This is a genomic window from Streptomyces sp. NPDC046915 (assembly GCF_040644935.1).
In the GTDB taxonomy this organism is placed as follows: domain Bacteria; phylum Actinomycetota; class Actinomycetes; order Streptomycetales; family Streptomycetaceae; genus Streptomyces.
Window position 1 is genome coordinate 457,091 of the sequence record NZ_JBEYXB010000006.1, and the last position, 26,597, is coordinate 483,687.

Genomic DNA, 26,597 nt, shown 5'->3' on the forward strand with positions numbered 1-26,597 from the left:
GACACAAGGGTGGTGCGGGCCGGAACACGTTCGGACACCCGGGGTCACGACATCCCGGGGCACCAGGAAGTGGAACCACCCGTGAGCAAGGACGCCGTGCACTCGGCACAGGTCGCCGACCACCCCCGGGCGACCCGCACACCCGCGGACGCGGGCGACGCCGGCTACAGCAAGGACCTCAAGCACCGCCACGTCAACATGATCGCCATCGGCGGAGCCATCGGCACCGGGCTCTTCCTGGGCGCCGGCGGCCGGCTGCACAACGCGGGCCCGGCGCTCGCCCTGGCCTACCTGGTCTGCGGCGTGTTCGCCTTCTTCGTCGTACGGGCCCTGGGCGAGCTGGTGCTCTACCGGCCCTCCTCCGGCTCCTTCGTGTCCTACGCGCGCGAGTTCCTCGGCGAGAAGGGCGCCTACGTCGCCGGCTGGATGTACTTCCTGAACTGGTCGACCACCGGCATCGCCGACATCACCGCGATCGCGCTGTACACGCACTACTGGAGTCTGTTCACCCCGATTCCGCAGTGGCTGCTCGCCCTGGTCGCCCTCGCGGTGGTCCTCGCCGTCAACCTGATCTCCGTGAAGATCTTCGGCGAGATGGAGTTCTGGTTCGCGATCGTCAAGGTCGCCACCCTCGTCGCCTTCATGCTGGTCGGCATCTTCCTGCTGGCCACCCGGCACCACGTGGACGGCCACACCCCGGGTCTGGGCGTGATCACGGACAACGGCGGCATCCTCCCGCACGGCCTGATGCCGGTCGTCCTGGTCATGCAGGGCGTGATCTTCGCCTACGCCGCCCTGGAGCTGGTCGGTGTCGCCGCGGGCGAGACCGCCGAGCCGGAGAAGATCGTCCCGCGCGCGGTGAACTCGATCATGTGGCGCGTGGGCCTGTTCTACGTCGGCTCGGTCGTCCTGCTGGCCCTGCTGCTGCCCGGCTCGGTGTACTCCGCCGACCAGAGCCCCTTCGTGACGGTCCTGTCGAAGATCGGCGTCTCCGGCGCGGGTGACGTGATGAACCTGGTCGTGCTCACCGCGGCCATGTCGTCGCTGAACTCCGGCCTGTACTCCACCGGCCGCATCCTGCGCTCCATGGCGATGGCCGGCTCGGCGCCGAAGTTCACCGCCCGCATGAACCGCAGCCAGGTCCCCTACGGCGGCATCCTGCTCACCTGCGCGGTGTGTGTGGCCGGTGTCGTCCTGAACTACCTCGTGCCGAGCCAGGCCTTCGAGATCGTGCTGAACGTCGCCTCCCTCGGCATCATCAGCACCTGGGTGATCATCATGGTCTGCCACCTGGTCTTCGTCCGGCGCGCCCGGGCGGGCGAGGTCACCCGGCCGCACTTCCGCCTGCCGTTCAGCCCGGTCACCGAGATCACCACGATCGCGTTCCTGCTGGCCTGCCTCGGCATGATGTGGAACGACCCCGAGGTCGGCCGCAGGACCCTGTTCCTCATCCCGCTGATCGCCGTGCTGCTGATCGGCGGCTGGTTCGGGGTGCGCCGCCGGGTCGAGCGGACCGCGGAGCGGGAGCTGAGCGGCCTCACCGAGTGAGGTAGCGGACGAAGCAGCAGGTCACGGCCACTGTCAGTGGCAGCCTCTACGGTGGCGTCATGTCGGGGATCAGGTATGTCCGGGGTGACGCCACCGTGCCGTCGGTCAAGGGCGTCAAGGTGATCGCCCATGTCTGCAACGACATCGGCGGCTGGGGGAAGGGCTTCGTGCTGGCCCTCTCGCGCCGCTGGCCGGAGCCGGAGGCCGCGTACCGCGCCTGGCACCGCGACCGCGCGGCGAACGACTTCGGCCTGGGCGCGGTCCAGCTGGTCCGCGTCGAGCGGTACGTGTGGGTGGCCAACATGGTCGGCCAGCGCGGTATACGCACCGGAAGCAAGGGCGTCCCCGTCCGCTACGAGGCGATCGACGCGGCCCTGGGCCGGCTCGCCGGCGAAGCGGCCGCACTCGGCGCGTCCGTGCACATGCCCCGCATAGGCTGCGGGCTCGCGGGCGGGAAGTGGTCCCGGATCGAGCCGCTGATCACCGAGCGGCTGGCCGAGCGGGGGATCGCGGTGACGGTGTACGACCACGGGGAGGGGCCGGGCTGAGCAGCGGGGCCGCCGCCCCGGCCCCCGGCGGCCCGGCCCGGGACAAGCCCGCCGCGCCCGCGCGCGGAGGCCACGAGCGTCGTCCCGGCCGAGGCGCGCGGGCTGGACCCCTGCCCGCGACCGCCGGGGCCGCGTCCCGCGAGCGAGCGCCAGGCCGCGGTGCCGGCGACCACGCCGCCGACGTCGGACGCGGGCCCGCAGCAGCGGCCGGCGGTGAGCGGCGGGGCCGAGCCCAGCCCCGGCCGGGGCGACGGAGCGAGCTCCCGGCTCCCGGCCAGGGCCGCGTCAGTGCGCGTGCACGTCGTTCGTCGCCTCGATCTTCTTCCACGACCTCGGCCGGACCGGCGCTACCGCCGGCTCGGCGACGGACGCGGTGCGGGCCGCGGGCGCGGACGGCTTCGACGGCCGGAACAGCCAGGCGTCGAAGAGCGTCGCGAGGGACTTGCCGGAGACCTGCTCGGCGTACTTCTGGAAGTCGGCCACCGAGGCGTTGCCGTACGCGTGCTCCTTGGGCCAGCCCTTGAGGATGGCGAAGAAGGCGTCGTCGCCCACCTCGTTGCGCAGTGCCTGGACGGCGAGGGCGCCCCGGTCGTAGACCGCGGCGTCGAACTGGTTGTCCGGACCCGGGTCACCGGGCGCGACCGTCCAGAACGAGTCGTCGGCCGGGTGCGAGGCGTACACGTAGTCCGCCAGCTCCTGCGTGGTGCCCTCGCCCTCGTGCTCGGACCACAGCCACTGCGCGTACCGCGCGAAGCCCTCGTTGATCCAGATGTCCTTCCAGCCCTTCAGCGACACGTCGTCGCCGTACCACTGGTGCGCCAGCTCGTGCACCACCACGGAGGTGTTGGAGCCGTTGGCGAACTGCTTGGGGCTGTAGTACACCCGGGTCTGCGTCTCCAGCGCGTACCCCGTGGTGGTGTTGGGCACGTAGCCGCCCGCCGAGGCGAACGGGTACGGCCCGAAATAGCCGCTGAGCCAGTCCACCAGCTCCCCGGTCCGCTCCACGCTCGCCCGCGCCGCCCCGTCGTTGTCGCCGAGGTCCTCGCTGTACGCGTTGACGACGGGGACACCGCCCTCGGAGGTACTGGTCGTGATGTCGAACTTCCCGACCGCGAGCGTGGCCAGATACGTCGCCTGCGGCTTGTTCTGCCGCCAGGTGTAGCGGGTCCAGCCGAGCTTCGAGCTCGTCGACTGAAGCGTGCCGTTGGAGATCGCCTGGGTGCCGTCCGGCACGGCCACCGACACGTCGTAGGTGGCCTTGTCCAGCGGGTGGTCGTTGCTGGGGAACCACCACCAGGCGGCCTCGGGCTCGTCCGCGGCGACGGCCCCGTCGGGGGTGCGGTGCCAGGTCGAGAACCCGTAGGCGCTCTTCGTCGACGGCACCCCGCTGTAGCGGACCACGACGGTGATCGGCGTGCCCTTCGCCAGCGGCGTCTTCGGAGTGATCTCCAGCTCGTGCTGCCCGGAGGTGGCGAAGGCGGCCTTTACGCCGTTGACCCGGACCTCGCTCACGTCCAGCAGGAAGTCCAGGTCGAAGCGGGACAGGTCCTCGGTGGTCCGCGCCAGGACGGTCGCCGTGCCCTGGAGCTCGTCCGTCGCGGGCTGGTACTGGAGCCTCAGGTCGTAGTGGGAGACGTCGTAGCCGCCGTTGCCGTAGTACGGGTAGTAGGGGTCGCCGATGCCCGGCGCGCCCGGCGCGTAGCTCGCGGCCGATGCCGGGATCGCCAGCAGGAGGGAGGCCGCCGCGAGTACGCCCGGGGCGAGGATTCTGCGGTGCACGTCAGCTCCAAGTCGTAGGGACGACAAGTCTGTTCGGAGCCTATTCAGACCCTGTGGCTCCTGGCGTGTCCACAGCACCCCGTGTCACACGATCGCCATTCGGCCGTCACGAACCCGACGACCACTCATATGCCCCCTTCTGCACGGCAGTTGACCGGGGTACCGTCCGCGCATGCCGAAACGCACGCGCTTCACGATCTGGAGAACGTTCGCGACAGCGGCCGTCGCCGTCCTCATGGCCGCCTTCCTCACCCCGGCCGCGGCCCAGGCCGCCCCCGCCCCGCGGGAGAGCCGGCCCGTCTACTCCTACGCCGACGCCGTCCGTGAGTCCGTCTGGGTGGACACCGGACTCGACGGCGACGGCGACGGGAGGACCGACCGCGTCGCCGCCGACATCGTCCGGCCGAGCGAACCCGCCCGGCAGGGCCGCAAGGTCCCCGTCATCATGGACGCCAGCCCGTACTACTCCTGCTGCGGGCGCGGCAACGAGAGCCAGAAGAAGACCTACGACGCGAGCGGCCACGTCGTGCAGATGCCGCTGTTCTACGACAACTACTTCGTGCCCCGCGGCTACGCCTTCGTCGGCGTCGACCTCGCCGGCACCAACCGCTCCGACGGCTGCATCGACATCGGCGGCCGCAGCGACATCCAGTCCGCGAAGGCCGTGATCGACTGGCTGAACGGCCGCGCCCACGCCTACACCAGCCGCACCGGCACCACCACCGTCAAGGCGACCTGGACCAACGGCCGCACCGGCATGATCGGCAAGAGCTGGGACGGCACCATCGCCAACGGCGTCGCCGCCACCGGCGTCCAGGGACTGAGGACGATCGTGCCGATCAGCGCCATCTCCTCCTGGTACGACTACTACTTCGCCAAGGGCGCCCCGCTGTACGACTCCGGCCCCGACGCGCTGTCCGACGCCGTGGAGAGCGACGGCGCCCACGCGAAGTGCGCCGCCGTCCAGCAGAAGCTGATCGACGGAGCCCCGCGCACCGGCGACTGGACCTCCCTGTGGACCGAGCGCGACTACGTCAAGGACGCGGCCAAGGTACGGGCGAGCGTCTTCCTCGTGCACGGCATGCAGGACCTCAACGTCCGCACCAAGCACTTCGGCCAGTGGTGGGACGCCCTCGCCAAGCACGGCGTCGAGCGCAAGATCTGGCTCTCCCAGACCGGGCACGTCGACCCCTTCGACTACCGGCGCGCCGACTGGACCGAGACCCTGCACCGCTGGTTCGACCACGAACTCCTCGGCTACGCCAACGGCATCGACCGCGAGCCCATGGCCGACATCGAGCGCCACCCCGACCAGTGGGTCACCTCGACGGTCTGGCCGCCGCGCACCACGAAGGCCGCCACGCTGCGCCCGGCCACCGGCCCGCAGGCGGGCGTCGGCACCCTCGGCCTGCGCAAGGGCTCCGGCACCGAGACCTTCACCGACGACCCGCGGCTGAGCGAGACCGACTGGGCCGCGCGGATCACCCGGCCGACCGCCGAGAAGGCCGGTTTCGTCACCCGGCCGCTCACCCGTGACCTCCGCCTGTCCGGCTCCTCCAAGGTCACCGTCACCGCCACCCCGACCACCTCGACGGCCCACCTGTCCGCCGTCCTCGTCGACCTCGGCCCCGACACGATCCGGGACTACGCGGACGCCGCCGAGGGCATCACCACGCTCACCGACCGCACCTGCTGGGGTGCGAGCACCAGCGGGGACAGCGCCTGCTTCAAGGCGACCCGGGCGAAGACGGCCGCCGTCGGCTACACGGTCTTCAGCCGCGGCTGGGCCGACCTCGGCAACTACGCCTCCGACCGCAAGGGCGTCCCGCTCACTCCGGGCAAGGCGTACACCATCACGCTCGACCTCGCGGCCACCGACCACGTCGTCCCCAAGGGCCACCGCCTGGCGCTGATCGTCGCGGGCACGGACAAGGACCTCATCGATCCGCCGTCCACCACCCCGACGCTCACCCTGGACCTGGCCCGTACGTCGGCCCGGGTGCCGCTCGTGGGCGGCGCCGCCGCGTTCACCCGCGCCACCTCGGGCGGCACGTCCGCCGCGCCGAAGGCCACCACCCTGGACGGCGTGAGGGCGCCGCGCACCATCCGGCACGTCCCCGGCAGCTGACGCGCCCAGGCGGCCGGGCGAGACGGCCCGGCCGCCACCCGGGCGCGACGGCGGTGGCGGAACATGTCATGCTGCGCTCAGATCCGTCCCGCTCTGGGAATACTCACGGCATGTCTGCCGCATACGCGACCTTCGGCCTGGCACCGGCGACGCGCGCCGGCGGTGTCCTCGCCGACGGCGGCCACCAGCTCCACCGGGACTTCCTGGACTTCGTGGTCGACGGCCGTCCGCTGCTGCTGAGGCTCTGTGACCTCGACGCCGTGTCCCCGCTCGCCTCCGACGTGCCGCCCGCGATCTTCACCGCGCAGGTCCGCGGCCTGCTGCTGGAGACCGGGGCGCCACTCCCCGCCGGCCGGTTCGTCGTCTACGGCTGCCCCGAGTGCGAGGACCTGGCCTGCGGCGCGGTCACCGCCGTCATCGAACGGGACGGCGACGACTACGTCTGGCGGGACTTCGCCTGGCAGACGGACCTCCACGCGGACCTCGAGTTCAACGGCTACCACGGCGTCGGGCCGTTCCGCTTCCACGGGCCCGAGTACCGGGCGGCCCTGGGCGTCCTGCTCGACGGCGACGGCGACGGCCGCGGCGCGGGTCCCGGCGCCGCGACCGGCCGCCGCGTCCTGCTGATCGGCGCCCGCGTCGCCCTGCTCGCCAGGCTCGCCGCCGCCCTGCGCTCCACCGGCATCGGCGCCGACATCACCGGCGACGTCGACGACGTGCCCGCCGAGGAACTGCGCCCGTACGGCGCCGTCGCCTTCGGCCCCGCCCTCGGTGAGGGCGACCGGGCCGCCGCCCGGCGGGCGTTCGAGCGGGCCGGGATCGCCGCGGTGTTCGTCGAGGGCCTCGCCCCGATCGTCCCGCTCCTCGTCGCACAGATCGAACAGGCCCTGGACCGCTGCCCCGTGGAACAGCGCCGCCTGACCCGCCTGGCGGCCGACGGCGACGAGGCTCACGTGGAGGTCGCCTCGCCCTGCCGGGTGCGCCTGACCGCCTACCGCCTCGACCGGCTCTCCCGGATCCGCGCCCACGAAGTCTTCGACGGGATGCTGGAGACCGGGCGGCACCGCGTCGCGCTGGACGCGAAGACGGTGAAGGGGGAGGCCTTCGTGGTGGCCCGGACGTCCGGGAGCGTGCTGGTGGCGGCGGTGACGCGCAGGGAAACCCGGCTGAGCGGCGGGCGGCCCGGCCGTTAGGATCGGCGTCCTGATGACTGCCACCCTCGTCGCCAAGAACCTCGCCGCCGGCCACGGCGACCGCTCGCTCTTCTCCGGCCTCGACCTCGTCGTCGCCCCCGGGGACGTGATCGGGCTCGTCGGAGCCAACGGAGCGGGCAAGTCCACGCTGCTGAAGATGCTCGCCGGACTGGCCGTGCCGGAGGAGGGCGAGCTCCGGCTCTCCCCGCCCACGGCGACCGTGGGACATCTCCCGCAGGAACCGGAGCGCCGGCCCGGCGAGACGGTTCGGGAGTTCCTGGCCCGCCGCACCGGCGTCACCGAGGCCCAGCGGACGATGGACGAGGCCACCGAGGCGCTGGTCGAGGGCGCACCCGGCGCCGACGACGCCTACGCGGTCAGCCTGGAGCGCTGGCTCGGCCTCGGCGGCGCCGACCTGGACGAGCGGGCCGAGGAGGTCGCCGACTCCCTCGGCCTGGCCGTGGACCTGGACCAGCCGATGACCTCCCTCTCCGGCGGCCAGGCGGCCCGCGCGGGCCTCGCCTCACTGCTGCTCTCCCGCTACGACGTGTTCCTGCTCGACGAGCCCACCAACGACCTCGACCTGGACGGCCTGGAGCGCCTCGAACGCTTCGTCACCGGACTGCGCGCCGGCACCGTCGTCGTCAGCCACGACCGCGAGTTCCTCACCCGCACGGTCACCAAGGTCCTCGAACTCGACCTCGCCCAGCGGCGGATCAACCTCTACGGCGGCGGCTACGAGGCCTACCTGGAGGAACGCGAGACGGCCCGCCGGCACGCCCGGGAGGACTACGAGGAGTACGCCGACAAGAGGACGGCCCTCCAGGACCGGGCGCAGACGCAGCGCGCCTGGATGGACAAGGGCGTGAAGAACGCGCGCCGCAAGGCGGGCAACGACAACGACAAGATCGGCCGCAAGTTCCGGAGCGAGGCCAGCGAGAAGCAGGCCGCGAAGGCACGCCAGACCCAGCGCATGATCGAGCGCCTCGAGGTCGTCGAGGAGCCCCGCAAGGAGTGGGAACTGCGCATGGAGATCGCGGCGGCCCCGCGCTCCGGCTCGGTCGTGGCCTCCCTGCGGGACGCGGAGGTACGGCGCGGCGACTTCACCTTCGGGCCGGTCTCCCTCCAGGTCGACTGGGCGGACCGGGTCGCGGTCACCGGTGCCAACGGCGCCGGCAAGTCCACCCTGCTCGGCGCGCTGCTCGGCCGGATCCCCCTGGACGCCGGGCACGCGGCGCTCGGCTCGGGCGTCCTGGTCGGCGAGGTCGACCAGGCCCGCGGGCTGTTCCTCGGTCCGCAGGCCCTGCTGGACGCCTTCTGCGCGGCCGTCCCCGACACCGAGCCGGTCGAGGTGCGCACCCTGCTGGCCAAGTTCGGCCTGAAGCCGCACCATGTGCTGCGCCCGGCCGCGAGCCTCTCCCCGGGCGAACGCACCCGGGCCGCCCTGGCCCTCCTCCAGGGCCGCGGTGTGAACCTCCTCGTCCTGGACGAGCCGACGAACCACCTCGACCTGCCCGCCATCGAACAACTGGAGTCGGCGCTCGACTCCTACGAGGGCACGCTCCTCCTGGTCACCCACGACCGGCGGATGCTGGACGCGGTACGGGTGACCCGCCGCCTGGAGGTCGCGGACGGCAAGGTGACCGAGCGCTAGGCGTACCGGCGCTCCGCCTCCTTCGCCGCCTCCTCCACCCGGCCGCGGTGCGCCTGCCGCGCCTCGGCGTCCCCGGGGGACATGTTGAGGCCCTTCTCGCGCTGCCCCACCGCTGCGTCGATCAGCTCCCGGACGATGTCGGCGTGCCCGGCGTGCCGCTGGGTCTCGGCCACCATGTGGGTGAGTATGCGGTGGAGCGTGACGTCGCTTCCCGGCCCCCCGGGAATCCGGCCGACCGCGTCCAGGGGCAGCGCGGCGATCGTCTCGTCCGAGTGGGCCCACGCCCGCCGGTACACGCCGGTGATCTCCTCCCGGGTCTCCTCGGGGCGCGCCCACAGGTCCGCGTCCGGCTCGGCGTCCCCGGTGATCCACAGCGCGGGCCCGTCGTCGAAGGGCCGCCCGAAGGTCGCGCCGAAGTACAGCGCCTCGGCACCGGCGAGGTGCTTGACGAGTCCGAGCAGATTGGTGCCGGTGGGCGCCAGGGGCCGCCGGAGGTCGTACTCGGACAGGCCGTCCAGCTTCCACAGCAGCACATCGCGGGCGTCCTGAAGATACACCTGGAGGTCGGTCCTGGGATCGGTTGCGGGCATGGGGCCAGTCTCGCCGCCCGATGATCCGCCGGACCACCGGTTTTACGCGGGGCCGGGCGCTCCCTCGCGGAAGGCCCGGCCCCGGGTGCTCAGCGCCGCCCGTTCTTCGGGTCGACCAGTCCCGCGCGCCGCAGCGCGTCGGCCATCGCGCTGTTGGCGGGCGGCGGGGGAGCCTGACGGGAGCCGCCGCCGCCACCTCCGCCGCCGCGGGCCTGGCGCTGCTGCGGCGGGCGTCCGCCGCGCTGCCGCCGCTCGCCGCCGCCCTGCTGCCTCTCCTGCGGCGCGGCCTCGTCGTCCAGGCGCAGGGTCAGCGAGATCCGCTTGCGCGGGATGTCCACGTCGAGGACCTTCACCCTGACGATGTCACCGGGCTTCACGACGTCGCGCGGGTCCTTCACGAACGTCCGCGACATCGCGGAGACGTGCACGAGACCGTCCTGGTGGACGCCGACGTCCACGAACGCCCCGAAGGCCGCCACGTTCGTCACGACGCCCTCCAGGATCATCCCGGAGGACAGGTCGGAGATCTTCTCCACACCCTCCTTGAAGGTGGCCGTCTTGAAGGCGGGACGCGGGTCGCGCCCCGGCTTCTCCAGCTCCTTTAGGATGTCGCTGACCGTCGGCAGACCGAAGGTGTCGTCCACGAAGTCGGCCGGCCGCATGGACCGCAGCACCCCGGTGTTGCCGATGAGGGAGGCGACCTCCTGCCCCGTCGTCTTCACCATGCGGCGCACCACCGGATAGGCCTCCGGGTGCACGCTGGAGGCGTCCAGCGGGTCGCCGCCGCGGATACGCAGGAAGCCCGCGCACTGCTCGTACGCCTTCGGGCCCAGCCGGGCCACCTTCTTCAGCTCGGTGCGCGACGCGAACGGGCCGTTCGCGTCCCGGTGCGCCACGATGTTCTCCGCGAGCCCGGAGGTGATGCCGGAGACCCGGGCCAGCAGCGGGGCGGACGCCGTGTTCACGTCCACACCCACGCCGTTCACACAGTCCTCCACCACCGCGTCCAGCGAACGCGACAGCTTCACCTCGGACAGGTCGTGCTGGTACTGGCCGACGCCGATCGACTTCGGGTCGATCTTCACCAGCTCGGCCAGCGGGTCCTGGAGGCGGCGGGCGATCGACACCGCGCCGCGCAGCGACACGTCCATGTCGGGCAGTTCCTGCGAGGCGAAGGCGGAGGCGGAGTACACGGATGCGCCCGCCTCGGACACCATCACCTTGGTGAGCTTCAGCTCCGGGTGCTTCGCGATGAGTTCACCGGCGAGCTTGTCGGTCTCCCGGGACGCGGTGCCGTTGCCGATCGCGACCAGGTCGACCGCGTGCTCCTTCGCCAGCCGGGCCAGCTTCGCGAGGGCCTCGTCCCACTTGTTGGCCGGGACGTGCGGGTAGATCACGTCGGTGGCCACCACCTTGCCGGTCCCGTCGACCACGGCCACCTTCACGCCCGTACGGAAGCCCGGGTCCAGGCCCAGCGTCGCGCGCGTGCCCGCCGGGGCGGCGAGCAGCAGGTCGCGCAGGTTCGCCGCGAACACGTTCACCGCCTCGTCCTCGGCGGCCGTGCGCAGCCTGAGCCGCAGGTCGATGCCGAGGTGCACGAGGAGGCGGGTGCGCCAGGCCCAGCGGACCGTGTCGGTCAGCCACTTGTCACCGGGACGTCCGCGGTCGCCGATCCCGAACTTGTGGGCGACGATCCCCTCGTACGACGAAGGGGCCGACGAGGATTCGGCCGGCTGCTCCGGCTCCAGGACGAGGTCCAGGACCTCCTCCTTCTCACCGCGGAGCATGGCGAGGACGCGGTGCGAGGGCAGCTCGGTGAAGGGCTCGGCGAAGTCGAAGTAGTCGGCGAACTTGGCGCCCGCCTCCTCCTTGCCGTCCCGCACCTTGGCGGCCAGCCGCCCGCGCACCCACATCCGCTCGCGCAGCTCGCCGATCAGGTCGGCGTCCTCCGAGAACCGCTCGGTGAGGATCGCCCGCGCGCCGTCGAGCGCCGCCTGCGGGTCGGCGACGCCCTTGTCGGCGTCGACGAACGCGGCGGCCGCGGCGAGGGGTTCGACACCCGGGTCGCCCAGCAGCCCTTCGGCCAGCGGCTCCAGGCCCGCCTCGCGCGCGATCTGCGCCTTGGTGCGCCGCTTCGGCTTGTACGGCAGGTAGATGTCCTCCAGGCGCGCCTTGGTCTGAGCACCGACGATCTGCGCCTGGAGCTCGTCGGTGAGCTTGCCCTGCTCGCGCACCGAGTCCAGGATCGCCGCCCGCCGCTCCTCCAGCTCCCGCAGGTAGCGCAGCCGCTCCTCGATCGTGCGCAGCTGCGCGTCGTCGAGCATCTCGGTCGCTTCCTTGCGGTAGCGGGCGATGAAGGGCACCGTCGAACCGCCGTCGAGCAGTTCCACCGCGGCCCTCACCTGCCGCTCCCGTACGCCGAGCTCCTCGGCGATCCTGCCTTCGATGGACCCTACGTTGATGGACCCGCTGGATCCGGGTGTCGTCACGATCCCGTACCGCCTTCTCCACTGAGGTTGCGCGGCAATTGTGGCAGGTGACACCGACAACCGGGGATCAGGGCGGCGCCCGGCGGGGCGGGCGCGCCGTCATCAGGCCCTGCGCCCCCGCGCCGAGCCCGACGCGCCGCCGAACAGCCGGGCCAGGACCCGGAACGGCAGCGTCACGACGGTGGCGACGGCCCCACCGATCTGGCGCAGTACGTCAGCGATCGCACGGAACACGGATTCTTCCCCTTTCGTCTCCCGGCCGCCCCGGCCGGGAGAGTGGCGGGTACCTCGGCGGCGGACCGGCATGCCCCGCCCCGCGCCCCCGCCCCGCGCCCGCCCCGCGGCTCAGCCCTTGCCGATCAGGTCCGCGGGGAAGGCACCGGCCGCCAGCGCCGCGCCGGCGAAGCCCTTCCCCAGCTCCGTGAGCCGCGCGACGCCCGCCGCCCCCAGGTGCTCGTACGGGGCCCGGTCGAGCCGGTCCGTCTCCCGCTCGATCTCCTCGCGCAGCGCGACGCCCCGCTCGGCCAGCTCGCCCTCGCCGTCCAGCAGTCCGCGCTCCCGGAGCCGCCCGGCCGCCACGTCCCACTCCTCGCGGCTCCAGCCTCGGGTGACGAAGACCCACTTCGGCGTTGTGCCCCTGCCGGTCGCGGTGTGGGTCACCAGCGCCTCCAGGCCGTCGAGCCCGGCGGTCGCCAGGGCGGCCAGGTGCCCGTCGCCCCGGTGCTCGCGCAGCAGCGTCGCCGCGTGCCAGTAGGCCAGGTGCGGCTCCTCGGGGACCGGCAGGTCGGCGTGGGCGGAGTACAGCGGGCGGCCGGCCCGGGAGCAGGCCTCGGCGGCACGCAGCGCCAGCCGTGCGGCCTCCGCCATCTCCGCGGAGGCGACGGCCTCCTCGCCGAGCAGGCGGCGCAGCGTCGCGTCGGCGGCACGCGCGCGTGCCGCCAGCACCCGGCCGGGCGCGGCGGCCTCCCAGACGGCGGGCACATGGCGCGACACGAGCTCGTGCTTGTAGTTGTAGAACGTCGCGGTGACCGTGCCGGCGCCGACCGGCCCCAGGGCGGCGGCCCGCACCGCGAAGTTCATCGCCGGGAAGCCGGTGATCCCGAGGGCGGCCAGCTCGTGCGTCAGGTCGGGCGAGAAGTAAAGGGTGGCGTGCAGGGTGTTGAGCGCGGAGGCGCAGCGGCGGCCCGCGCGCGGGTCGAGGGCGACGGTAGTCATGCGTCGCACGTTACCGACCGGTCGGTACCTGTAGGGGTGCGGGCCGAGGGGATGGCAGGAAAGGTGGGAAGCTCGTCATTGCGGTCATCCGTGCGCCTTTGAAGAATCGGTGGCATGACGCAGCGATCCGTTCTCGTCCTCCTCTTCGACGGCGTGCAGAGCCTTGACGTCACCGGCCCGGTGGAGGTCTTCGCCGGGGCCGAGACGCACACCCCGGGCACCTACCGCATCCGGACGGCCTCCCTGGACGGCGCCCCCGTGCGCACCTCCAGCGGCCTGACCGTCGTACCGGACCAGGCGCTGCCGGAGGCGGCCGGGACGCACACGCTGCTCGTGCCCGGGGGACAGGGCACCCGCGAGCCCGATCCGCGGCTGACCGGCTGGCTGCGGGAGAACGGACCGCGCGCCGCCCGCCTGGTCTCCGTGTGCACCGGCGCGGTCCTGCTCGCGCGGGCGGGCCTGCTGGACGGCCGGCGGGCCACGACCCACTGGGCGTACTGCGACCGGCTCGCCCGCGACCACCCGGCCGTGCAGGTCGACCCCGACCCCATCTACGTGCGCGACGGACGGGTCTCCACCTCCGCCGGCGTCACCTCGGGCATCGATCTCGCCCTTGCGCTGGTCGAGGAGGACCTGGGGCGAGAGCCCGCACTCGTCGTCGCCCGCCATCTGGTGGTCTTCCTGCGCAGACCCGGCAACCAGGCCCAGTTCAGCGCCCAGCTCGCCGCGCAGACCGCACAGCGCGAGCCGCTCCGCGAGGTCCAGCAGTGGATCACCGAGAACCCGGACGCGGATCTGAGCATCGAGGCCCTGGCCGCCCGCGCCGCCCTCTCGCCCCGCCACTTCGCCCGTGCCTTCCAGGCCGAGACCGGGACGACACCCGGCCGGTACGTCGACCGGGTCCGGCTCGAACACGCCCGCAGGCTCCTGGAGGACACCGGCGGCGGTGTCGAGGAGGTCTCCCGTGCCAGCGGCTACGGCACACCCGAAACGATGCGCCGAGCCTTCCTCAAGGCCCTCGGCGCGGCCCCCGCCGAGTACCGGCGCAGGTTCCGCACCACACCCGTCAGCCAGCCTGGTTAGGAGAGCCATGCAGTTCGCGATCGTCCTCTACGACCGTTTCACCGCCCTCGACGCCGTGGGGCCGTACGAGACCCTGGGACGGCTCCCGGACTCCGAGGTCGTCTTCGTCGCCGAGCGGGCCGGATCCGTCCGCACCGACAACGGGAACCTCGCCCTGAGCGCCGACAGGAGCCTGGCCGAGGTGCCGAACCCCGATGTCGTGGTCGTCCCGGGCGGCCCCGGCCAGACCCCGCAGATGGAGAACACGGCGCTTCTCGACTGGATCCGTGCCGCGGACGCCACCAGCACCTGGACGACGTCCGTGTGTACCGGTTCCCTGTTGCTCGCCGCGGCCGGCCTCCTCGAGGGGCGCCGCGCGACCTCGCACTGGCTGGCCCTGGACGAACTGCGGAAGTACGGCGTCGAGGCGACAGGGGAGCGGGTGGTGACCGACGGCAAGTACGTCACCGCGGCCGGTGTCTCCTCCGGCATCGACATGGGGCTCGCCCTGCTCGGCAGGATCTCCGGCGATATCGTCGCCCAGGCCGTACAGCTGGGCATCGAATACGACCCGCAGCCGCCCTACGACGCGGGGTCCCCGGAGAAGGCACCCGCCGAGGTCGTCGAACTGCTCCGCTCGCAGAGCCGGTTCATCCTCGGCCAGGAACCGACCATGTGAACTGCGGCCGGCGGCGCTCCAGGAAGGCGGCGACCCCCTCCGCGGTGTCGCCGCTCGCGCGCATCTGCCCGGTCCAGTACGCGCCCCGGTCCGTGCGCCCGTCCGCGAACTCCTTCGCCGCGGCCTGCGTCAGCTGCGAGCGGGAGACCAGGACCCGGGTGAACTCCGCGACCCGCTTGCCGAGTTCCCCCTCCGGCAGCACCTCGTCGACGAAGCCCGTGCGCAGCGCGCGGACCGTGTCGATCAGCTCGCCGGAGAACAGCAGGTACTTGGCGGTGGCCGGACCCACCAGCGACACCAGCCGGCGCGTGGCGGAGGCCGGATAGACGATGCCCAGCTTCGCGGGCGTCACCCCGAACAGCGCGCCCTCCTCGGCGAACCGCAGGTCGCAGGCCGCCGCGAGCTGTGCCCCGCCGCCCACGCAGTGTCCGCGGACTGCCGCCAGCGTCGGCTTCGGGAACGCCGCGAGGGCCTCCTCGGCGCGCACGGCGAGCCCCTGCGCCTCCTCGGCCGAGCCGCGCAGGGTCGAGATGTCCGCCCCGGCGCAGAAGGTGGCGCCCTCGCCGGTGAGCACCAGCGCCCGTACGGCGGGGTCGGCGGCCAGCGCGTCCAGCAGCGGCGGCAGAGCCCGCCACATCGCGGCCGTCATGGCATTGCGCTTGGCGGGGTGATGGACGACGACGGTGGCGACCGAGCCGGTCACACCGTGCAGCAGCTGGGGCTCCATGCGGCGGATGCTATCCGGCTCCGCCACCGCCGAACGTGTCAGAGCCGTGCACCAGTGGTAACGCAACGATCGGAAACCATCCGAAATCCGCTGACTTGTGTTCAGTTCCGCGGGGCGGAGCGGATCGTTACCAACACTCGACGTGTGGTGACAATCGAGCGCGAGGGTGGCGACCGGACGATGGAGAACCACGGGCGCGGGGCGGCCCCGCGCCCAGAGGGAGGCGACCGGCGCGCGCCGGAGCCACTGCCCTACGAGGGAGTCTGGCGGTTCACCGCCCCCGCCGTGGACGCCTCGGTCCCGCAGGCGCGGCACGCCGTACGGGACCTGCTCCACCGCCAGGGCGTGCCGGTCTCGGACGACCTCTTCCAGGGGCTGCTGCTGATCGTCTCCGAGCTGGTCACCAACGCGGTCAAGCACGCGGCGCTGCTGTCGCCGACGCTCGCCGTGGAGATCGCCGTCGGTGCCGAGTGGGTGCGGGTGGCGGTGGAGGACAACCATCCCTACCGTCCCACGGCGCTGGAGGCCGATCACGGGCAGACCGGCGGCCGGGGCCTGCTCCTGGTCCGCGAGGTGGCCCAGGAGGCGGGCGGGGTGGTGGACGTGGAGCACACGGCGGGCGGCGGCAAGGTGATCTGGGCCGCCATGCCGCTCAAACCCGCGCGGCTCCCGTGAGCCGGCTCACCAGCCAGCGGACGGCCCCGTCAGTTCCCTGATCGCCGGACGGGCCGCGTCCAGAACGGTCATGAACCAGGACGAGAAGGTGTCGGCCGCGTGCCGCTCCTTCAGTTCGGCCGGGGTCACGAAGGCGGTCGCGCCGACCTCCTGCGCATCCGGCGCGGGCGGGGTCTGCACCAGGCCGACGAACAGGTGGTTGTACTCCTGCTCCACCAGGCCCGAGGCGGGGTCCGGGTGGTTGTAGCGGACCGTGCCCGCCTCGGCGAGCAGCGACGGAGACACGCCGAGCTCCTCGTACGTGCGCCGGGCGGCCGCCGCGAAGGGCGCCTCACCGGGGAAGGGGTGGCCGCAGCAGGTGTTGGACCACACACCGGGGGAGTGGTACTTGCCGAGCGCCCGCCGCTGGAGCAGCAGCCGGCCCTGCTCGTCGAAGAGGAAGACGGAGAACGCGCGGTGCAGCTGTCCCGGCGGCTGGTGGGCGGCGAGCTTCTCCGCGGTGCCGATCGTCACGCCGTCCTCGTCGACCAGTTCCAGCAAAATCGCCTCTGCGGTGCCGTTCGACGAACTGTGCGTCGCGGTGGCAGGTGTGATCGGCATACCCATCCTTCGCCTCGGTCTTCGCACCTCAAGTCTGCCGTACGAATCCGGCACTCCCGTCACTTCCCGGCACGTCCGCATGTCCGCGCGGGGCGCGGCCGGCGGTCGTCCCGGCCGGACGCCGGAAGCGGGACCCGGTAGGTGAGCGTGCCCTGCGGGTATGGCCGGGAACCGTCCATGGGTGCCCCGAACACAAGGACGCCGGAGTACTCCGGACGGCTGCGTTCCACCGGCGGCGCCCCCGCCGTCAGCGGCCCGCAGTCAGTGGGCCGCCGTCAGTGGCACAGCCGCGCCTCGTGCTCCGCGTGTCCGCTCGGCTCCAGCTGGAAGGTGCAGTGCTCCACGTCGAAGTGGTCGCCCAGGCAGTGCTGCAACTCGTGCAGCATCTTCTCGTGGCCGATGGCGTTGAGCGCGTCCGAGCGGACCACCACGTGCGCGGAGAGCACCGGCAGGCCGGAGGTGATGGTCCAGGCGTGCAGGTCGTGCACGTCCTCCACGCCGTCCAGGGCCAGGATGTGCGCCCGTACCTCCGCCATGTCGACGTTCTTCGGGGCCGCCTCCAGCAGCACGTCGAGGGTCTCGCGCAGCAGCTTGACCGTACGCGGCACGATCATCAGCCCGATGAGGAGCGAGGCGATCGGGTCGGCGGCCTCCCAGCCGGTGGTCAGGATCACCGCCGCCGAGACGATCACCGCGAGCGAGCCCAGCGCGTCCGCGGCGACCTCCAGGAACGCGGCGCGCACGTTCAGGCTCTCCTTCTGGCCCCGCATCAGCAGCGTGAGCGAGATCATGTTCGCGACCAGGCCGATCACACCGAACACGATCATCAGCCCGCCCTCGGTGCCGGCCGGGGTCAGGAACCGCTGTGCGGCCTCGTACAGGACGTAGCCGCCGACGCCGAGCAGCAGCAGACAGTTGGCCAGCGCGGCCAGGATCTCGGCGCGCGCGTAGCCGAAGGTGCGGTTGGTGCTCGGCGGACGATTGGCGAAGTGGATCGCGAGCAGGGCCATGCCCAGGCCCAACGCGTCCGTGGCCATGTGCGCCGCGTCCGCGATGAGCGCGAGGGAGTCGGCGGCCACACCGCCGACGACCTCGACCACCATGACGCCGAGCGTGATCGACAGCGCGACACGCAGCGTGCCGCGGTACGCCGCAGCCGCCGTCCCGGTGGGCGGCGCATGCGTGTGAGCGTGCCCGTGATCGTGCCCTGCCCCCATGCCGTCGGCCCTTCCGTGTGTCCGCCGTGTCCGTCTGAGATCACAGTGAACTACGGGTGGGGGGTACCCGGCAACGCGGTACTGAACACCGTTGTCATGTGCCCTGACCTGCGGAAACGATTCCCAGGTCAGGGCACCCTCAGCGCACCGGCGCGTGGCCCGCGCCGTGGTGCGCCTGCCAGCCCTCCCAGGCCGACTCCACCATCGCGCGCACCCCGCGCCGCGCCCGCCAGCCCAGTGCCTCCGCGGCCCGCTCGGCCGAGGCGACCGCGCGCGGCGCGTCCCCGGGGCGCCGCCCCTCCACGACGGGCGGCCGCAGGTCGCCGGCGACCTCGCCGATGACCGAGACCAGCTCACGCACCGAGACGCCCTCGCCCCGGCCGATGTTCACCGTCAGGTCGCCGGTCAGGGCCCCCTCGGTCAGCCGCCGGGCCGCCGCCAGGTGCGCCTCGGCCAGGTCCGCGACATGGATGTAGTCACGGACGCAGGTGCCGTCGGGCGTCGGATAGTCGTCGCCGAAGATCCGCGGGGCCTCGTCGCGGGTGAGCCGGTCGAACACCATGGGCACTATGTTGAACACACCGGTGTCCGCGAGCTCCGGCTCGGCGGCGCCCGCCACATTGAAGTAGCGCAGGCAGACGGTCGAGATGCCGTGCGCCCGGCCCGCCGCCCGCACCAGCCACTCCCCGGCGAGCTTGGTCTCGCCGTAGGCGTTCACCGGCGCGCACGGGGTGTCCTCGGTGATCAGGTCCACGTCCGGGTTGCCGTAGACGGCCGCCGACGAGGAGAACACGAACCGCTCGATCCCGGCCGCGGCGACCGCCTCCAGGAGCGTGGCGAGTCCGCCCACGTTCTCCCGGTAGTAGCGGGCCGGCCGCGCCACCGACTCCGCGACCTGCTTGCGCGCCGCGAGGTGCACCACGCCCGTCACCGCGTGCTCGGCGAGGACCCGCCCCAGCAGATCCCGGTCCGTCACGCAGCCCTCGACCAGGGGCACGCCGGCCGGGAGCCGCGCGGGCATCCCGGCCGAGAGGTCGTCCAGCGCGACGACGCGCTCCCCGGCGCCGGTCATGACCCGCGCCACATGAGCCCCGATGTATCCGGCACCGCCGGTGATCAGCCACGTCATGGTCGCCCACCCTATGCCGACCGGCACGGCCCGTCCCCAATGTCCCGGATGTGTCCCGGATGCCCGCCACCCATGGGGCCCATATCGGGCGCGGTTTGTGGGCGGCCCCCGGATCACCGATGATGATCGCGGCAGCGGCCGATGCAGACCGTGTCGACCGGCCCGTGAACGGGCGGTGAACACGGGCTTGTCGTCATCCGATAGCCTCTGCCGACATGCCGCCCGGGAGCCTGGACAAGCGGCGCCCCATCATGCAGACGACCGGCGCTCACGCGTCGGCACCCAGGGAGTGAGTTCGGTTGTCGACCGCCATCGTGACCGGTCAGCCGGTCCCCGGATCGTCGCTCGAGACCGATCTGCGGTCCCTCGGCTTCGAGGTGCTCACGGCCACCGACGCCTCCGACACCGAGACGCTCCTCGCGGCCGTCCCCGCCCGGGAACGCGTGGCCGTCGTCGACGCCCGCTTCGTGGGCCACCCGCACGCGCTCCGTCTCGGTCTCACCGACCCCCGCTTCCCGCTCGCCGCCGTCCACGGCGCCGTCACCGCCCAGCCGGCCGGCCGGCAGGCGCTGACCCGGGCGATCGCGCGGGAGACCTCCGCGGGCGGCGGCACGGCCCTCGCCGTGGACAGCCTCGCCGACCGGCTCGCCCTCGCCCTCGACGCCGACGGCACCGAGGTGCGGCGCCCCGAGCTCGGCAGCCTGGTCGCCGCCGTCCCCGCCGACCCGCAGGCCCGCAACGAGGCCCGGCAGGCCGTCGCCGCCGTCGACGACGAGGCGGTACGCCTGAAGTCGGCCGTGAAGGCCCGCGACGGCTTCTTCACCACGTTCTTCATCAGCCCCTACTCGCGCTACGTCGCCCGCTGGTGCGCCCGCCGCGGTCTGACCCCCAACCAGGTCACCACCGCCTCCCTGCTCACCGCCCTGATAGCCGCGGGCTGCGCGGCCACCGGCACCCGCGCGGGCTTCGTCGCCGCGGGCGTGCTGCTCATCGCCTCCTTCGTCCTGGACTGCACCGACGGCCAGCTGGCCCGCTACTCGCTCCAGTACTCCACGCTCGGCGCCTGGCTCGACGCCACCTTCGACCGGGCCAAGGAGTACGCCTACTACGCCGGTCTCGCCCTCGGCGCGGCCCGCGGCGGGGACGACGTGTGGGCCCTCGCGCTCGGTGCGATGGTGCTCCAGACCTGCCGGCACGTCGTGGACTTCTCCTTCAACGAGGCGAACGCCGACAGTACGGCCGCCACCGCCAACACCAGCCCCACCGCGGCCCTCTCCGACAAGCTCGACAGCGTCGGCTGGACGGTCTGGCTGCGGCGGATGATCGTGCTCCCCATCGGCGAACGCTGGGCCATGATCGCGGTCCTCACGGCGGTCACCACCCCCCGCATCACCTTTTACGTGCTGCTCGCCGGCTGCGCCTTCGCCGCGACGTACACCACGGCGGGCCGGGTGCTCCGCTCGCTCACCCGCAAGGCGCGCCGCACCGACCGGGCCGCGCGGGCGCTGACGGACCTGGCGGACAACGGGCCGCTCGCCTCCCTCGTGGTACGTGCCACACGCGTCCCCCTCGGCGCTCCGCTCCTGGTGGCGCTCGCCGGCACGGTCGTCCTCGCCGCGGCCCTCTTCTCCGGGATCACCTGGGCTCCTGTCGCGGGCGCCGTCGTCTACACGGTCACCGCCGGTCAGGCGCTGTCCCGCCCCCTCAAGGGCGCCCTCGACTGGCTCGTTCCGCCGCTGTTCCGCGCCGCCGAATACGGCACCGTCCTGGTGCTGGCGGCCCAAGCGGACGTGAACGGAGCGCTTCCGGCGGCTTTCGGGCTGGTGGCCGCCGTCGCCTACCATCACTACGACACGGTGTACCGCATCCGCGGCGACGCCGGAGCGCCGCCGGCCTGGCTGGTGCGCGCCATCGGGGGGCAGGAGGGGCGGACGCTGCTGGTCACGGTCCTGGCCGTGCTGCTCACCGCCTCGCAGTTCAAGGTCGCGCTCACGGTCCTCGCCGTGGCCGTGGCCGTGGTGGTGCTTCTCGAGAGCATCCGCTTCTGGGTCGCCGCTCACAGAAAGGGCGCCCCAGCCGTACACGATGAAGGAGAACCCGCATGATCGGCCTCGTGCTGGCGGCCGGTGCCGGACGGCGCCTGCGCCCCTACACCGACAGCCTCCCCAAGGCTCTGGTGCCGGTGGGCCCCGCGGGCATAGAGGGCGAACCGACGGTCCTGGACCTGACGCTCGGCAACTTCGCCGAGATCGGCCTGACCGAGGTCGCGGTCATCGTCGGCTACCGCAAGGAGGCCGTGTACGAGCGCAAGGCGGCGCTGGAGGCCACGTACGGCCTGAAGCTCACCCTCATCGACAACGACAAGGCCGAGGAGTGGAACAACGCCTACTCCCTGTGGTGCGGCCGTGACGCCCTCAAGGACGGGGTGATCCTCGCCAACGGCGACACCGTCCACCCGGTCTCCGTCGAGAAGACGCTGCTCGCCGCCCGCGGCGACGGCAAGAAGATCATCCTCGCCCTCGACGCCGTGAAGTCCCTCGCCGACGAGGAGATGAAGGTCGTCGTCGACCCCGACAAGGGCGTGCGGAAGATCACCAAGCTGATGGACCCCACCGAGGCGACCGGCGAGTACATCGGCGTCACCCTCATCGAGGGCGACGCGGCCCCGGAGCTCGCCGACGCGCTGAAGACGGTCTGGGAGACCGACCCGCAGCAGTTCTACGAGCACGGATACCAGGAACTGGTGAACCGGGGCTTCAGGATCGACGTGGCGCCGATCGGCGACGTGCCGTGGGTCGAGATCGACAACCACGACGACCTCGCCCGGGGACGGGAGATCGCGTGCCAGTACTGACCCGGCTCATTCCCTCGCCGGTCGTCGTGGACATCCGCCCGGGTGCCCTCGACGACCTGGCGTGTGTGCTCGCGGACGAGCGGATCTCGCAGTCGGGCAGGCTCGCCATCGCCGTCAGCGGTGGCTCGGGCGCCCGGCTGAGGGAGCGGATCGCCCCCTCGCTGCCCGGCGCCACCTGGTACGAGGTCGACGGCGGCACCATCGACGACGCGGTCCGGCTGGCGGGCGACATAAAGGCAGGCCGCTACGACGCGGTCGTCGGCCTCGGCGGCGGCAAGATCATCGACTGCGCCAAGTTCGCGGCGGCACGCGTCGGCCTGCCCCTGGTCGCCGTCGCCACCAACCTCGCGCACGACGGCCTGTGCTCGCCCGTCGCGACCCTCGACAACGACGCCGGCCGTGGCTCGTACGGCGTGCCGAACCCGATCGCGGTCGTCATCGACCTGGGCGTGATCCGTGAGGCTCCCGTCCGTTTCGTGCGCTCCGGCATCGGTGACGCCATCTCCAACATCTCCGCGGTCGCGGACTGGGAGCTGTCCAACCGCGTCAACGGCGAGAAGATCGACGGCCTCGCCGCAGCCATGGCCCGGCAGGCCGGGGAGGCGGTGCTCAGGCACCCGGGAGGCGTCGGCGACGACGGCTTCCTCCAGGTGCTGGCAGAGGCACTCGTCCTCACCGGTATCGCCATGTCCGTGTCGGGCGACTCCCGCCCCTCCTCCGGGGCCTGCCACGAGATCAACCACGCCTTCGACCTGCTCTACCCCAAGCGGGCAGCCGCCCACGGCGAGCAGTGCGGCCTGGGCGCGGCCTTCGCGATGTACCTGCGCGGCGCCCACGAGGAGTCGGCGTACATGGCGGAGGTACTGCGCCGGCACGGGCTGCCGGTGCTTCCGGAGGAGATCGGCTTCACGGTGGACGAGTTCGTCCGGGCCGTGGAGTTCGCTCCGGAGACCCGGCCCGGCCGCTACACGATCCTCGAGCACCTCGACCTCAAGACCCACCAGATCAAGGACGTCTACGCCGACTATGTCAAGGCCATCGGTAGCTGAACTCCGTCCGGTCGTACACCCCGCAGGGGTGAAGGACCGGCGCAGCGGTGAGCACTGGATGGGGCGCCTCTACATGCGTGAGGTGTCCCTGCGGGTCGACCGCTACCTGGTGAACACCAGGGTCACGCCCAACCAGCTCACGTACCTGATGACCGTCTGCGGCGTCCTCGCCGCCCCGGCCCTGCTGGTGCCGGGGATCCCGGGCGCCGTGCTCGGCGTGGTGATGGTCCAGCTGTACCTGCTGCTGGACTGCGTCGACGGCGAGATCGCCCGCTGGAAGAAGCAGTACTCGCTGAACGGCGTCTACCTCGACCGGGTCGGCGCCTACCTCACCGACGCCGCGGTCCTCGTCGGCTTCGGGCTGCGCGCCGCCGACCTGTGGGGCACCGGCCGTATCGACTGGCTGTGGGCCTTCCTCGGCACGCTGGCCGCCCTCGGCGCGATCCTGATCAAGGCCGAGACCGACCTGGTCGGCGTCGCCCGGCACCAGGCGGGCAAGCCGCCGGTCAAGGAGGCCGCGGCCGAGATGCGCACCTCCGGCATGGCCCTGGCCCGCCGGGCCGCCGCCGCGTTCAAGTTCCACCGGCTGATCCTCGGCATCGAGGCGTCGCTGCTCATCCTGGTCCTGGCCGTCGTCGACCAGGCGCGCGGCGACCTGTTCTTCACCCGGCTCGGCGTCGCGGTGCTGGCCGGCATCGCGCTGCTCCAGACCGTGCTGCACCTGGTGTCCATCCTCGCCTCCAGCAGGCTGAGGTGACCGCCGTGACCAGCTCCCCGAAGGTCGGCGCGGTGATCATCACCATGGGCAACCGCCCCGACGAACTGCGCGCCCTGCTCGACTCGGTCGCCAAGCAGGACGGCGACCGGGTCGAGGTGGTCGTCGTCGGCAACGGCTCGCCCGTCCCGGACGTCCCCGAGGGCGTACGGACCATCGAGCTGCCCGAGAACCTCGGCATCCCGGGCGGCCGCAACGTCGGCATAGAGGCCTTCGGGCCCGGCGGCCGCAATGTCGACATATTGCTCTTCCTCGACGACGACGGGCTGCTCGCCGGCCACGACACCGCCGAGCTGTGCCGGCAGGCCTTCACCGCCGACCCGAAGCTGGGCATCGTCAGCTTCCGCATCGCCGACCCCGAGACCGGCGTCACCCAGCGCCGCCACGTGCCGCGGCTGCGGGCCTCCGACCCCATGCGCTCCTCCCGGGTCACCACCTTCCTCGGCGGCGCCAACGCCGTCCGTACCCGGGTCCTCGCCGAAGTCGGCGGACTCCCGGACGAATTCTTCTACGCGCACGAGGAAACCGACCTGGCATGGCGGGCCCTCGACGCGGGCTGGATGATCGACTACCGGTCCGACATGGTGCTGTACCACCCGACGACCGCGCCCTCCCGGCACGCGGTCTACCACCGCATGGTCGCCCGCAACCGGGTCTGGCTCGCCCGCCGGAACCTCCCCGCCCTCCTGGTCCCGGTCTACCTCGGGGTCTGGATGCTGCTCACCCTGCTGCGCCGCCCCTCCCGCCCGGCCCTGAAGGCCTGGTTCGGCGGGTTCAGGGAGGGCTGGACCACTCCGTGCGGGCCCCGCCGGCCGATGAAGTGGCGCACCGTGTGGCGGCTCACGCGGCTGGGCCGCCCCCCGGTGATCTGACAAGCTCGACGAAGTACGCGAAGTACTCGATTGCACTCGAAGACGAAAGTTTCCAACCCGTGAGTGAGACAACGCACGACGGCGGCATCGCGGTGAGCGCGGCCCCGTCGCCCGACGAGGGACTGACGGCGGCAGGGCTCGCCGCCACGTACGGGTTGACCGTCAGTGGCGCCCGGCCCTCGCTCGTCGAGTACATCCGTCAGCTGTGGGGGCGGCGGCACTTCATCCTCGCCTTCTCCCAGGCGAAACTGACGGCCCAGTACAGCCAGGCCAAGCTCGGCCAGCTCTGGCAGGTGGCCACGCCGCTGCTGAACGCGGCCGTGTACTACTTCATCTTCGGTCTGATCCTGCACGCCAGCCGGGGCATGTCCCAGGACGTGTACATCCCGTTCCTGGTGACCGGCGTGTTCGTCTTCACCTTCACCCAGAGCTCGCTCATGTCCGGTGTACGGGCGATCTCCGGGAACCTGGGACTGGTGCGCGCCCTGCACTTCCCGCGCGCCTCGCTGCCCGTCTCCTTCGCGTTGCAGCAGCTCCAGCAACTGCTGTTCTCGATGCTCGTGCTGTTCGTCGTGGCGATCGGCTTCGGCAGCTACCCGGGCCTGTCCTGGCTGCTGATCGTGCCGGTGCTGGCGCTCCAGTTCCTGTTCAACACCGGGCTCGCGCTGATCGTGGCCCGGATGGGCGCCAAGACGCCCGACCTGGCCCAGCTGATGCCGTTCGTCCTGCGTACCTGGATGTACGCCTCCGGCGTCATGTTCTCGATCAACAAGATGCTCGAAGGGCGGTCCGAGACCGTCGCCCGCGTGCTCCAGGTGAACCCGGCCGCCGTCTACATGGACCTCATGCGCTTCGCCCTGATCGACGGCTACGGCGCCTCGAACCTGCCGCCGCACGTGTGGGTCATCGCCCTGTTCTGGGCCGTGGTCGTCTTCGCCGGCGGCTTCGTGTACTTCTGGAAGGCGGAGGAGAGGTACGGCCGTGGCTGACCAGCACACCGGGGAGCGCCGCCCCACCGTCATCGCGGACGAGCTGCACATCGTCTACCGCGTCAACGGCGCCAAGACCGGCAAGGGCAGCGCCACCGCGGCCCTGAGCCGCATCCTCAAGCGAGGCTCCGGCGACGAGGCGCGGGGTGTGCGCAAGGTGCACGCCGTGCGCGGGGTCTCCTTCGTCGCCTACCGGGGCGAGGCCATCGGCCTGATCGGCTCCAACGGCTCCGGCAAGTCCACCCTGCTGCGGGCCATCGCCGGCCTGCTGCCGGCCGAGAAGGGCAAGGTCTACACCGACGGCCAGCCCTCCCTGCTCGGCGTCAACGCCGCCCTGATGAACGACCTCACCGGCGAGCGGAACATCGTCCTGGGCGGTCTCGCCATGGGCATGTCGCGGGAGGAGATCAAGGAGCGCTACCAGGAGATCGTCGACTTCTCCGGCATCAACGAGAAGGGCGACTTCATCACCCTGCCGATGCGCACCTACTCCTCCGGCATGGCCGCGCGCCTGCGTTTCTCCATCGCCGCCGCCAAGGACCACGACGTCCTCATGATCGACGAGGCGCTGGCCACCGGTGACCGCAAGTTCCAGAAGCGCTCCGAGGAACGCATCCGGGAGCTCCGCAAGGAAGCGGGCACCGTGTTCCTGGTCAGCCACAACAACAAGTCCATCCGTGACACCTGTAACCGCGTCCTGTGGCTGGAGCGCGGCGAGTTGCGCATGGACGGCCCCACTGAAGAGGTCCTCAAGGAATACGAGAAGTTCACGGGGAAGTGACCACATTCGGCCAGGGCCCCGCCGCAACCTTTTCGGCGGGGCCC

General features: G+C 72.1%; 24 protein-coding genes. 15 read left to right on the plus strand and 9 right to left on the minus strand.

Annotation, left to right across the window (positions count from 1 at the left end; genetic code table 11):
* Nucleotides 1-81: 81 nt before the first annotated feature.
* Together ABZ915_RS18845 and ABZ915_RS18850 are read left to right on the plus strand one after the other, a co-directional pair.
* On the plus strand, nt 82-1,548 hold the full coding sequence (locus tag ABZ915_RS18845; RefSeq protein ID WP_361803742.1) for an amino acid permease: 1,467 nt from the start codon (nt 82-84) through the stop codon (nt 1,546-1,548).
* Between the two features lie 59 nt (nt 1,549-1,607).
* Complete coding sequence (locus ABZ915_RS18850; RefSeq protein WP_361803745.1) at nt 1,608-2,096, plus strand: macro domain-containing protein; 489 nt, start codon at nt 1,608-1,610, stop codon at nt 2,094-2,096.
* Between the two features lie 285 nt (nt 2,097-2,381).
* Here ABZ915_RS18850 and ABZ915_RS18855 read toward each other — a convergent pair whose 3' ends face one another.
* Nucleotides 2,382-3,875: a M1 family metallopeptidase gene (locus tag ABZ915_RS18855; protein ID WP_361803748.1), complete on the minus strand. Its 1,494-nt coding sequence runs from the start codon at nt 3,873-3,875 to the stop codon at nt 2,382-2,384.
* A gap of 172 nt (nt 3,876-4,047) precedes the next feature.
* Between ABZ915_RS18855 and ABZ915_RS18860 the strand changes: the two genes are divergently transcribed.
* From ABZ915_RS18860 to ABZ915_RS18870, 3 genes are all read left to right on the plus strand, one after another.
* Nucleotides 4,048-6,003 (plus strand): Xaa-Pro dipeptidyl-peptidase, encoded by a 1,956-nt coding sequence (locus ABZ915_RS18860; RefSeq protein ID WP_361803751.1) that lies wholly within the window; start codon nt 4,048-4,050, stop codon nt 6,001-6,003.
* Between the two features lie 110 nt (nt 6,004-6,113).
* On the plus strand, nt 6,114-7,196 hold the full coding sequence (locus ABZ915_RS18865) for an oxidoreductase (RefSeq protein ID WP_361803754.1): 1,083 nt from the start codon (nt 6,114-6,116) through the stop codon (nt 7,194-7,196).
* Between the two features lie 13 nt (nt 7,197-7,209).
* Nucleotides 7,210-8,850 (plus strand): ABC-F family ATP-binding cassette domain-containing protein, encoded by a 1,641-nt coding sequence (locus ABZ915_RS18870; protein ID WP_361803756.1) that lies wholly within the window; start codon nt 7,210-7,212, stop codon nt 8,848-8,850.
* Here ABZ915_RS18870 and ABZ915_RS18875 read toward each other — a convergent pair.
* The 4 genes from ABZ915_RS18875 to ABZ915_RS18890 all read right to left on the minus strand — a co-directional run bounded on the left by ABZ915_RS18875 (nt 8,847) and on the right by ABZ915_RS18890 (nt 13,144).
* Nucleotides 8,847-9,440: a DinB family protein gene (locus tag ABZ915_RS18875; RefSeq protein WP_361803759.1), complete on the minus strand. Its 594-nt coding sequence runs from the start codon at nt 9,438-9,440 to the stop codon at nt 8,847-8,849. The two genes, ABZ915_RS18870 and ABZ915_RS18875, sit on opposite strands and share 4 nt — an antisense overlap.
* 89 nt (nt 9,441-9,529) lie before the next feature.
* Nucleotides 9,530-11,929 (minus strand): Tex family protein, encoded by a 2,400-nt coding sequence (locus ABZ915_RS18880; protein WP_361803762.1) that lies wholly within the window; start codon nt 11,927-11,929, stop codon nt 9,530-9,532.
* Between the two features lie 102 nt (nt 11,930-12,031).
* A complete protein-coding gene (locus ABZ915_RS18885) occupies nt 12,032-12,163 on the minus strand; it encodes an LPFR motif small protein (RefSeq protein WP_361803765.1) in 132 nt (43 codons plus the stop codon).
* Between the two features lie 111 nt (nt 12,164-12,274).
* A complete protein-coding gene (locus ABZ915_RS18890; protein WP_361803768.1) occupies nt 12,275-13,144 on the minus strand; it encodes a hypothetical protein in 870 nt (289 codons plus the stop codon).
* Nucleotides 13,145-13,258: 114 nt separating this feature from the next.
* Here ABZ915_RS18890 and ABZ915_RS18895 point away from each other — a divergent pair, with 114 nt between their 5' ends.
* Both ABZ915_RS18895 and ABZ915_RS18900 read left to right on the plus strand, forming a co-directional pair.
* Complete coding sequence (locus ABZ915_RS18895; RefSeq protein ID WP_361803771.1) at nt 13,259-14,227, plus strand: GlxA family transcriptional regulator; 969 nt, start codon at nt 13,259-13,261, stop codon at nt 14,225-14,227.
* Nucleotides 14,228-14,234: 7 nt separating this feature from the next.
* Nucleotides 14,235-14,885, plus strand: a complete 651-nt coding sequence (locus tag ABZ915_RS18900) for a DJ-1/PfpI family protein (RefSeq protein ID WP_361803774.1) — start codon at nt 14,235-14,237, stop codon at nt 14,883-14,885.
* Here ABZ915_RS18900 and ABZ915_RS18905 read toward each other — a convergent pair.
* Nucleotides 14,857-15,612 (minus strand): enoyl-CoA hydratase-related protein, encoded by a 756-nt coding sequence (locus ABZ915_RS18905; protein ID WP_361803777.1) that lies wholly within the window; start codon nt 15,610-15,612, stop codon nt 14,857-14,859. The genes ABZ915_RS18900 and ABZ915_RS18905 overlap by 29 nt on opposite strands.
* Before the next feature lie 180 nt (nt 15,613-15,792).
* Between ABZ915_RS18905 and ABZ915_RS18910 the strand changes: the two genes are divergently transcribed.
* A complete protein-coding gene (locus tag ABZ915_RS18910; RefSeq protein ID WP_361803886.1) occupies nt 15,793-16,287 on the plus strand; it encodes an ATP-binding protein in 495 nt (164 codons plus the stop codon).
* Nucleotides 16,288-16,293: 6 nt separating this feature from the next.
* Here ABZ915_RS18910 and idi read toward each other — a convergent pair whose 3' ends face one another.
* The 3 genes from idi to galE form a co-directional block, all read right to left on the minus strand.
* On the minus strand, nt 16,294-16,887 hold the full coding sequence (gene idi / locus ABZ915_RS18915) for an isopentenyl-diphosphate Delta-isomerase (protein ID WP_361803780.1): 594 nt from the start codon (nt 16,885-16,887) through the stop codon (nt 16,294-16,296).
* A 275-nt stretch (nt 16,888-17,162) separates the two neighbouring features.
* Entirely contained in the window at nt 17,163-18,104 is a 942-nt protein-coding gene (locus ABZ915_RS18920) for a cation diffusion facilitator family transporter (protein WP_361803783.1), read from the minus strand.
* A gap of 139 nt (nt 18,105-18,243) precedes the next feature.
* Complete coding sequence (galE, locus tag ABZ915_RS18925) at nt 18,244-19,233, minus strand: UDP-glucose 4-epimerase GalE (RefSeq protein ID WP_361803786.1); 990 nt, start codon at nt 19,231-19,233, stop codon at nt 18,244-18,246.
* A gap of 299 nt (nt 19,234-19,532) precedes the next feature.
* Between galE and ABZ915_RS18930 the strand changes: the two genes are divergently transcribed.
* The 7 genes from ABZ915_RS18930 to ABZ915_RS18960 are packed head-to-tail and all read left to right on the plus strand — an operon-like array spanning nt 19,533 to nt 26,553.
* A complete protein-coding gene (locus tag ABZ915_RS18930) occupies nt 19,533-21,338 on the plus strand; it encodes a DUF5941 domain-containing protein (RefSeq protein WP_361803789.1) in 1,806 nt (601 codons plus the stop codon).
* Nucleotides 21,335-22,087 carry a phosphocholine cytidylyltransferase family protein gene (locus tag ABZ915_RS18935; protein WP_361803792.1) on the plus strand — a complete coding sequence of 251 codons (753 nt, stop codon included), beginning with the start codon at nt 21,335-21,337 and terminating at the stop codon, nt 22,085-22,087. Before ABZ915_RS18930 ends, ABZ915_RS18935 begins: the two co-directional genes overlap by 4 nt.
* Nucleotides 22,075-23,136: an iron-containing alcohol dehydrogenase family protein gene (locus ABZ915_RS18940; RefSeq protein WP_361803795.1), complete on the plus strand. Its 1,062-nt coding sequence runs from the start codon at nt 22,075-22,077 to the stop codon at nt 23,134-23,136. The genes ABZ915_RS18935 and ABZ915_RS18940 overlap by 13 nt, the downstream gene beginning before the upstream one ends.
* Entirely contained in the window at nt 23,114-23,893 is a 780-nt protein-coding gene (locus tag ABZ915_RS18945; RefSeq protein ID WP_361803798.1) for a CDP-alcohol phosphatidyltransferase family protein, read from the plus strand. Before ABZ915_RS18940 ends, ABZ915_RS18945 begins: the two co-directional genes overlap by 23 nt.
* Nucleotides 23,894-23,898: 5 nt before the next feature.
* The gene (locus ABZ915_RS18950) at nt 23,899-24,783 is read left to right on the plus strand and encodes a glycosyltransferase (RefSeq protein ID WP_361803801.1); all 885 of its coding nucleotides are present in this window, start codon (nt 23,899-23,901) and stop codon (nt 24,781-24,783) included.
* Between the two features lie 59 nt (nt 24,784-24,842).
* On the plus strand, nt 24,843-25,772 hold the full coding sequence (locus ABZ915_RS18955; RefSeq protein WP_361803804.1) for an ABC transporter permease: 930 nt from the start codon (nt 24,843-24,845) through the stop codon (nt 25,770-25,772).
* Nucleotides 25,765-26,553, plus strand: coding sequence for an ABC transporter ATP-binding protein (locus ABZ915_RS18960; protein ID WP_361803807.1), 789 nt, complete (start codon nt 25,765-25,767; stop codon nt 26,551-26,553). The genes ABZ915_RS18955 and ABZ915_RS18960 overlap by 8 nt, the downstream gene beginning before the upstream one ends.
* Nucleotides 26,554-26,597 lie beyond the last annotated feature (44 nt).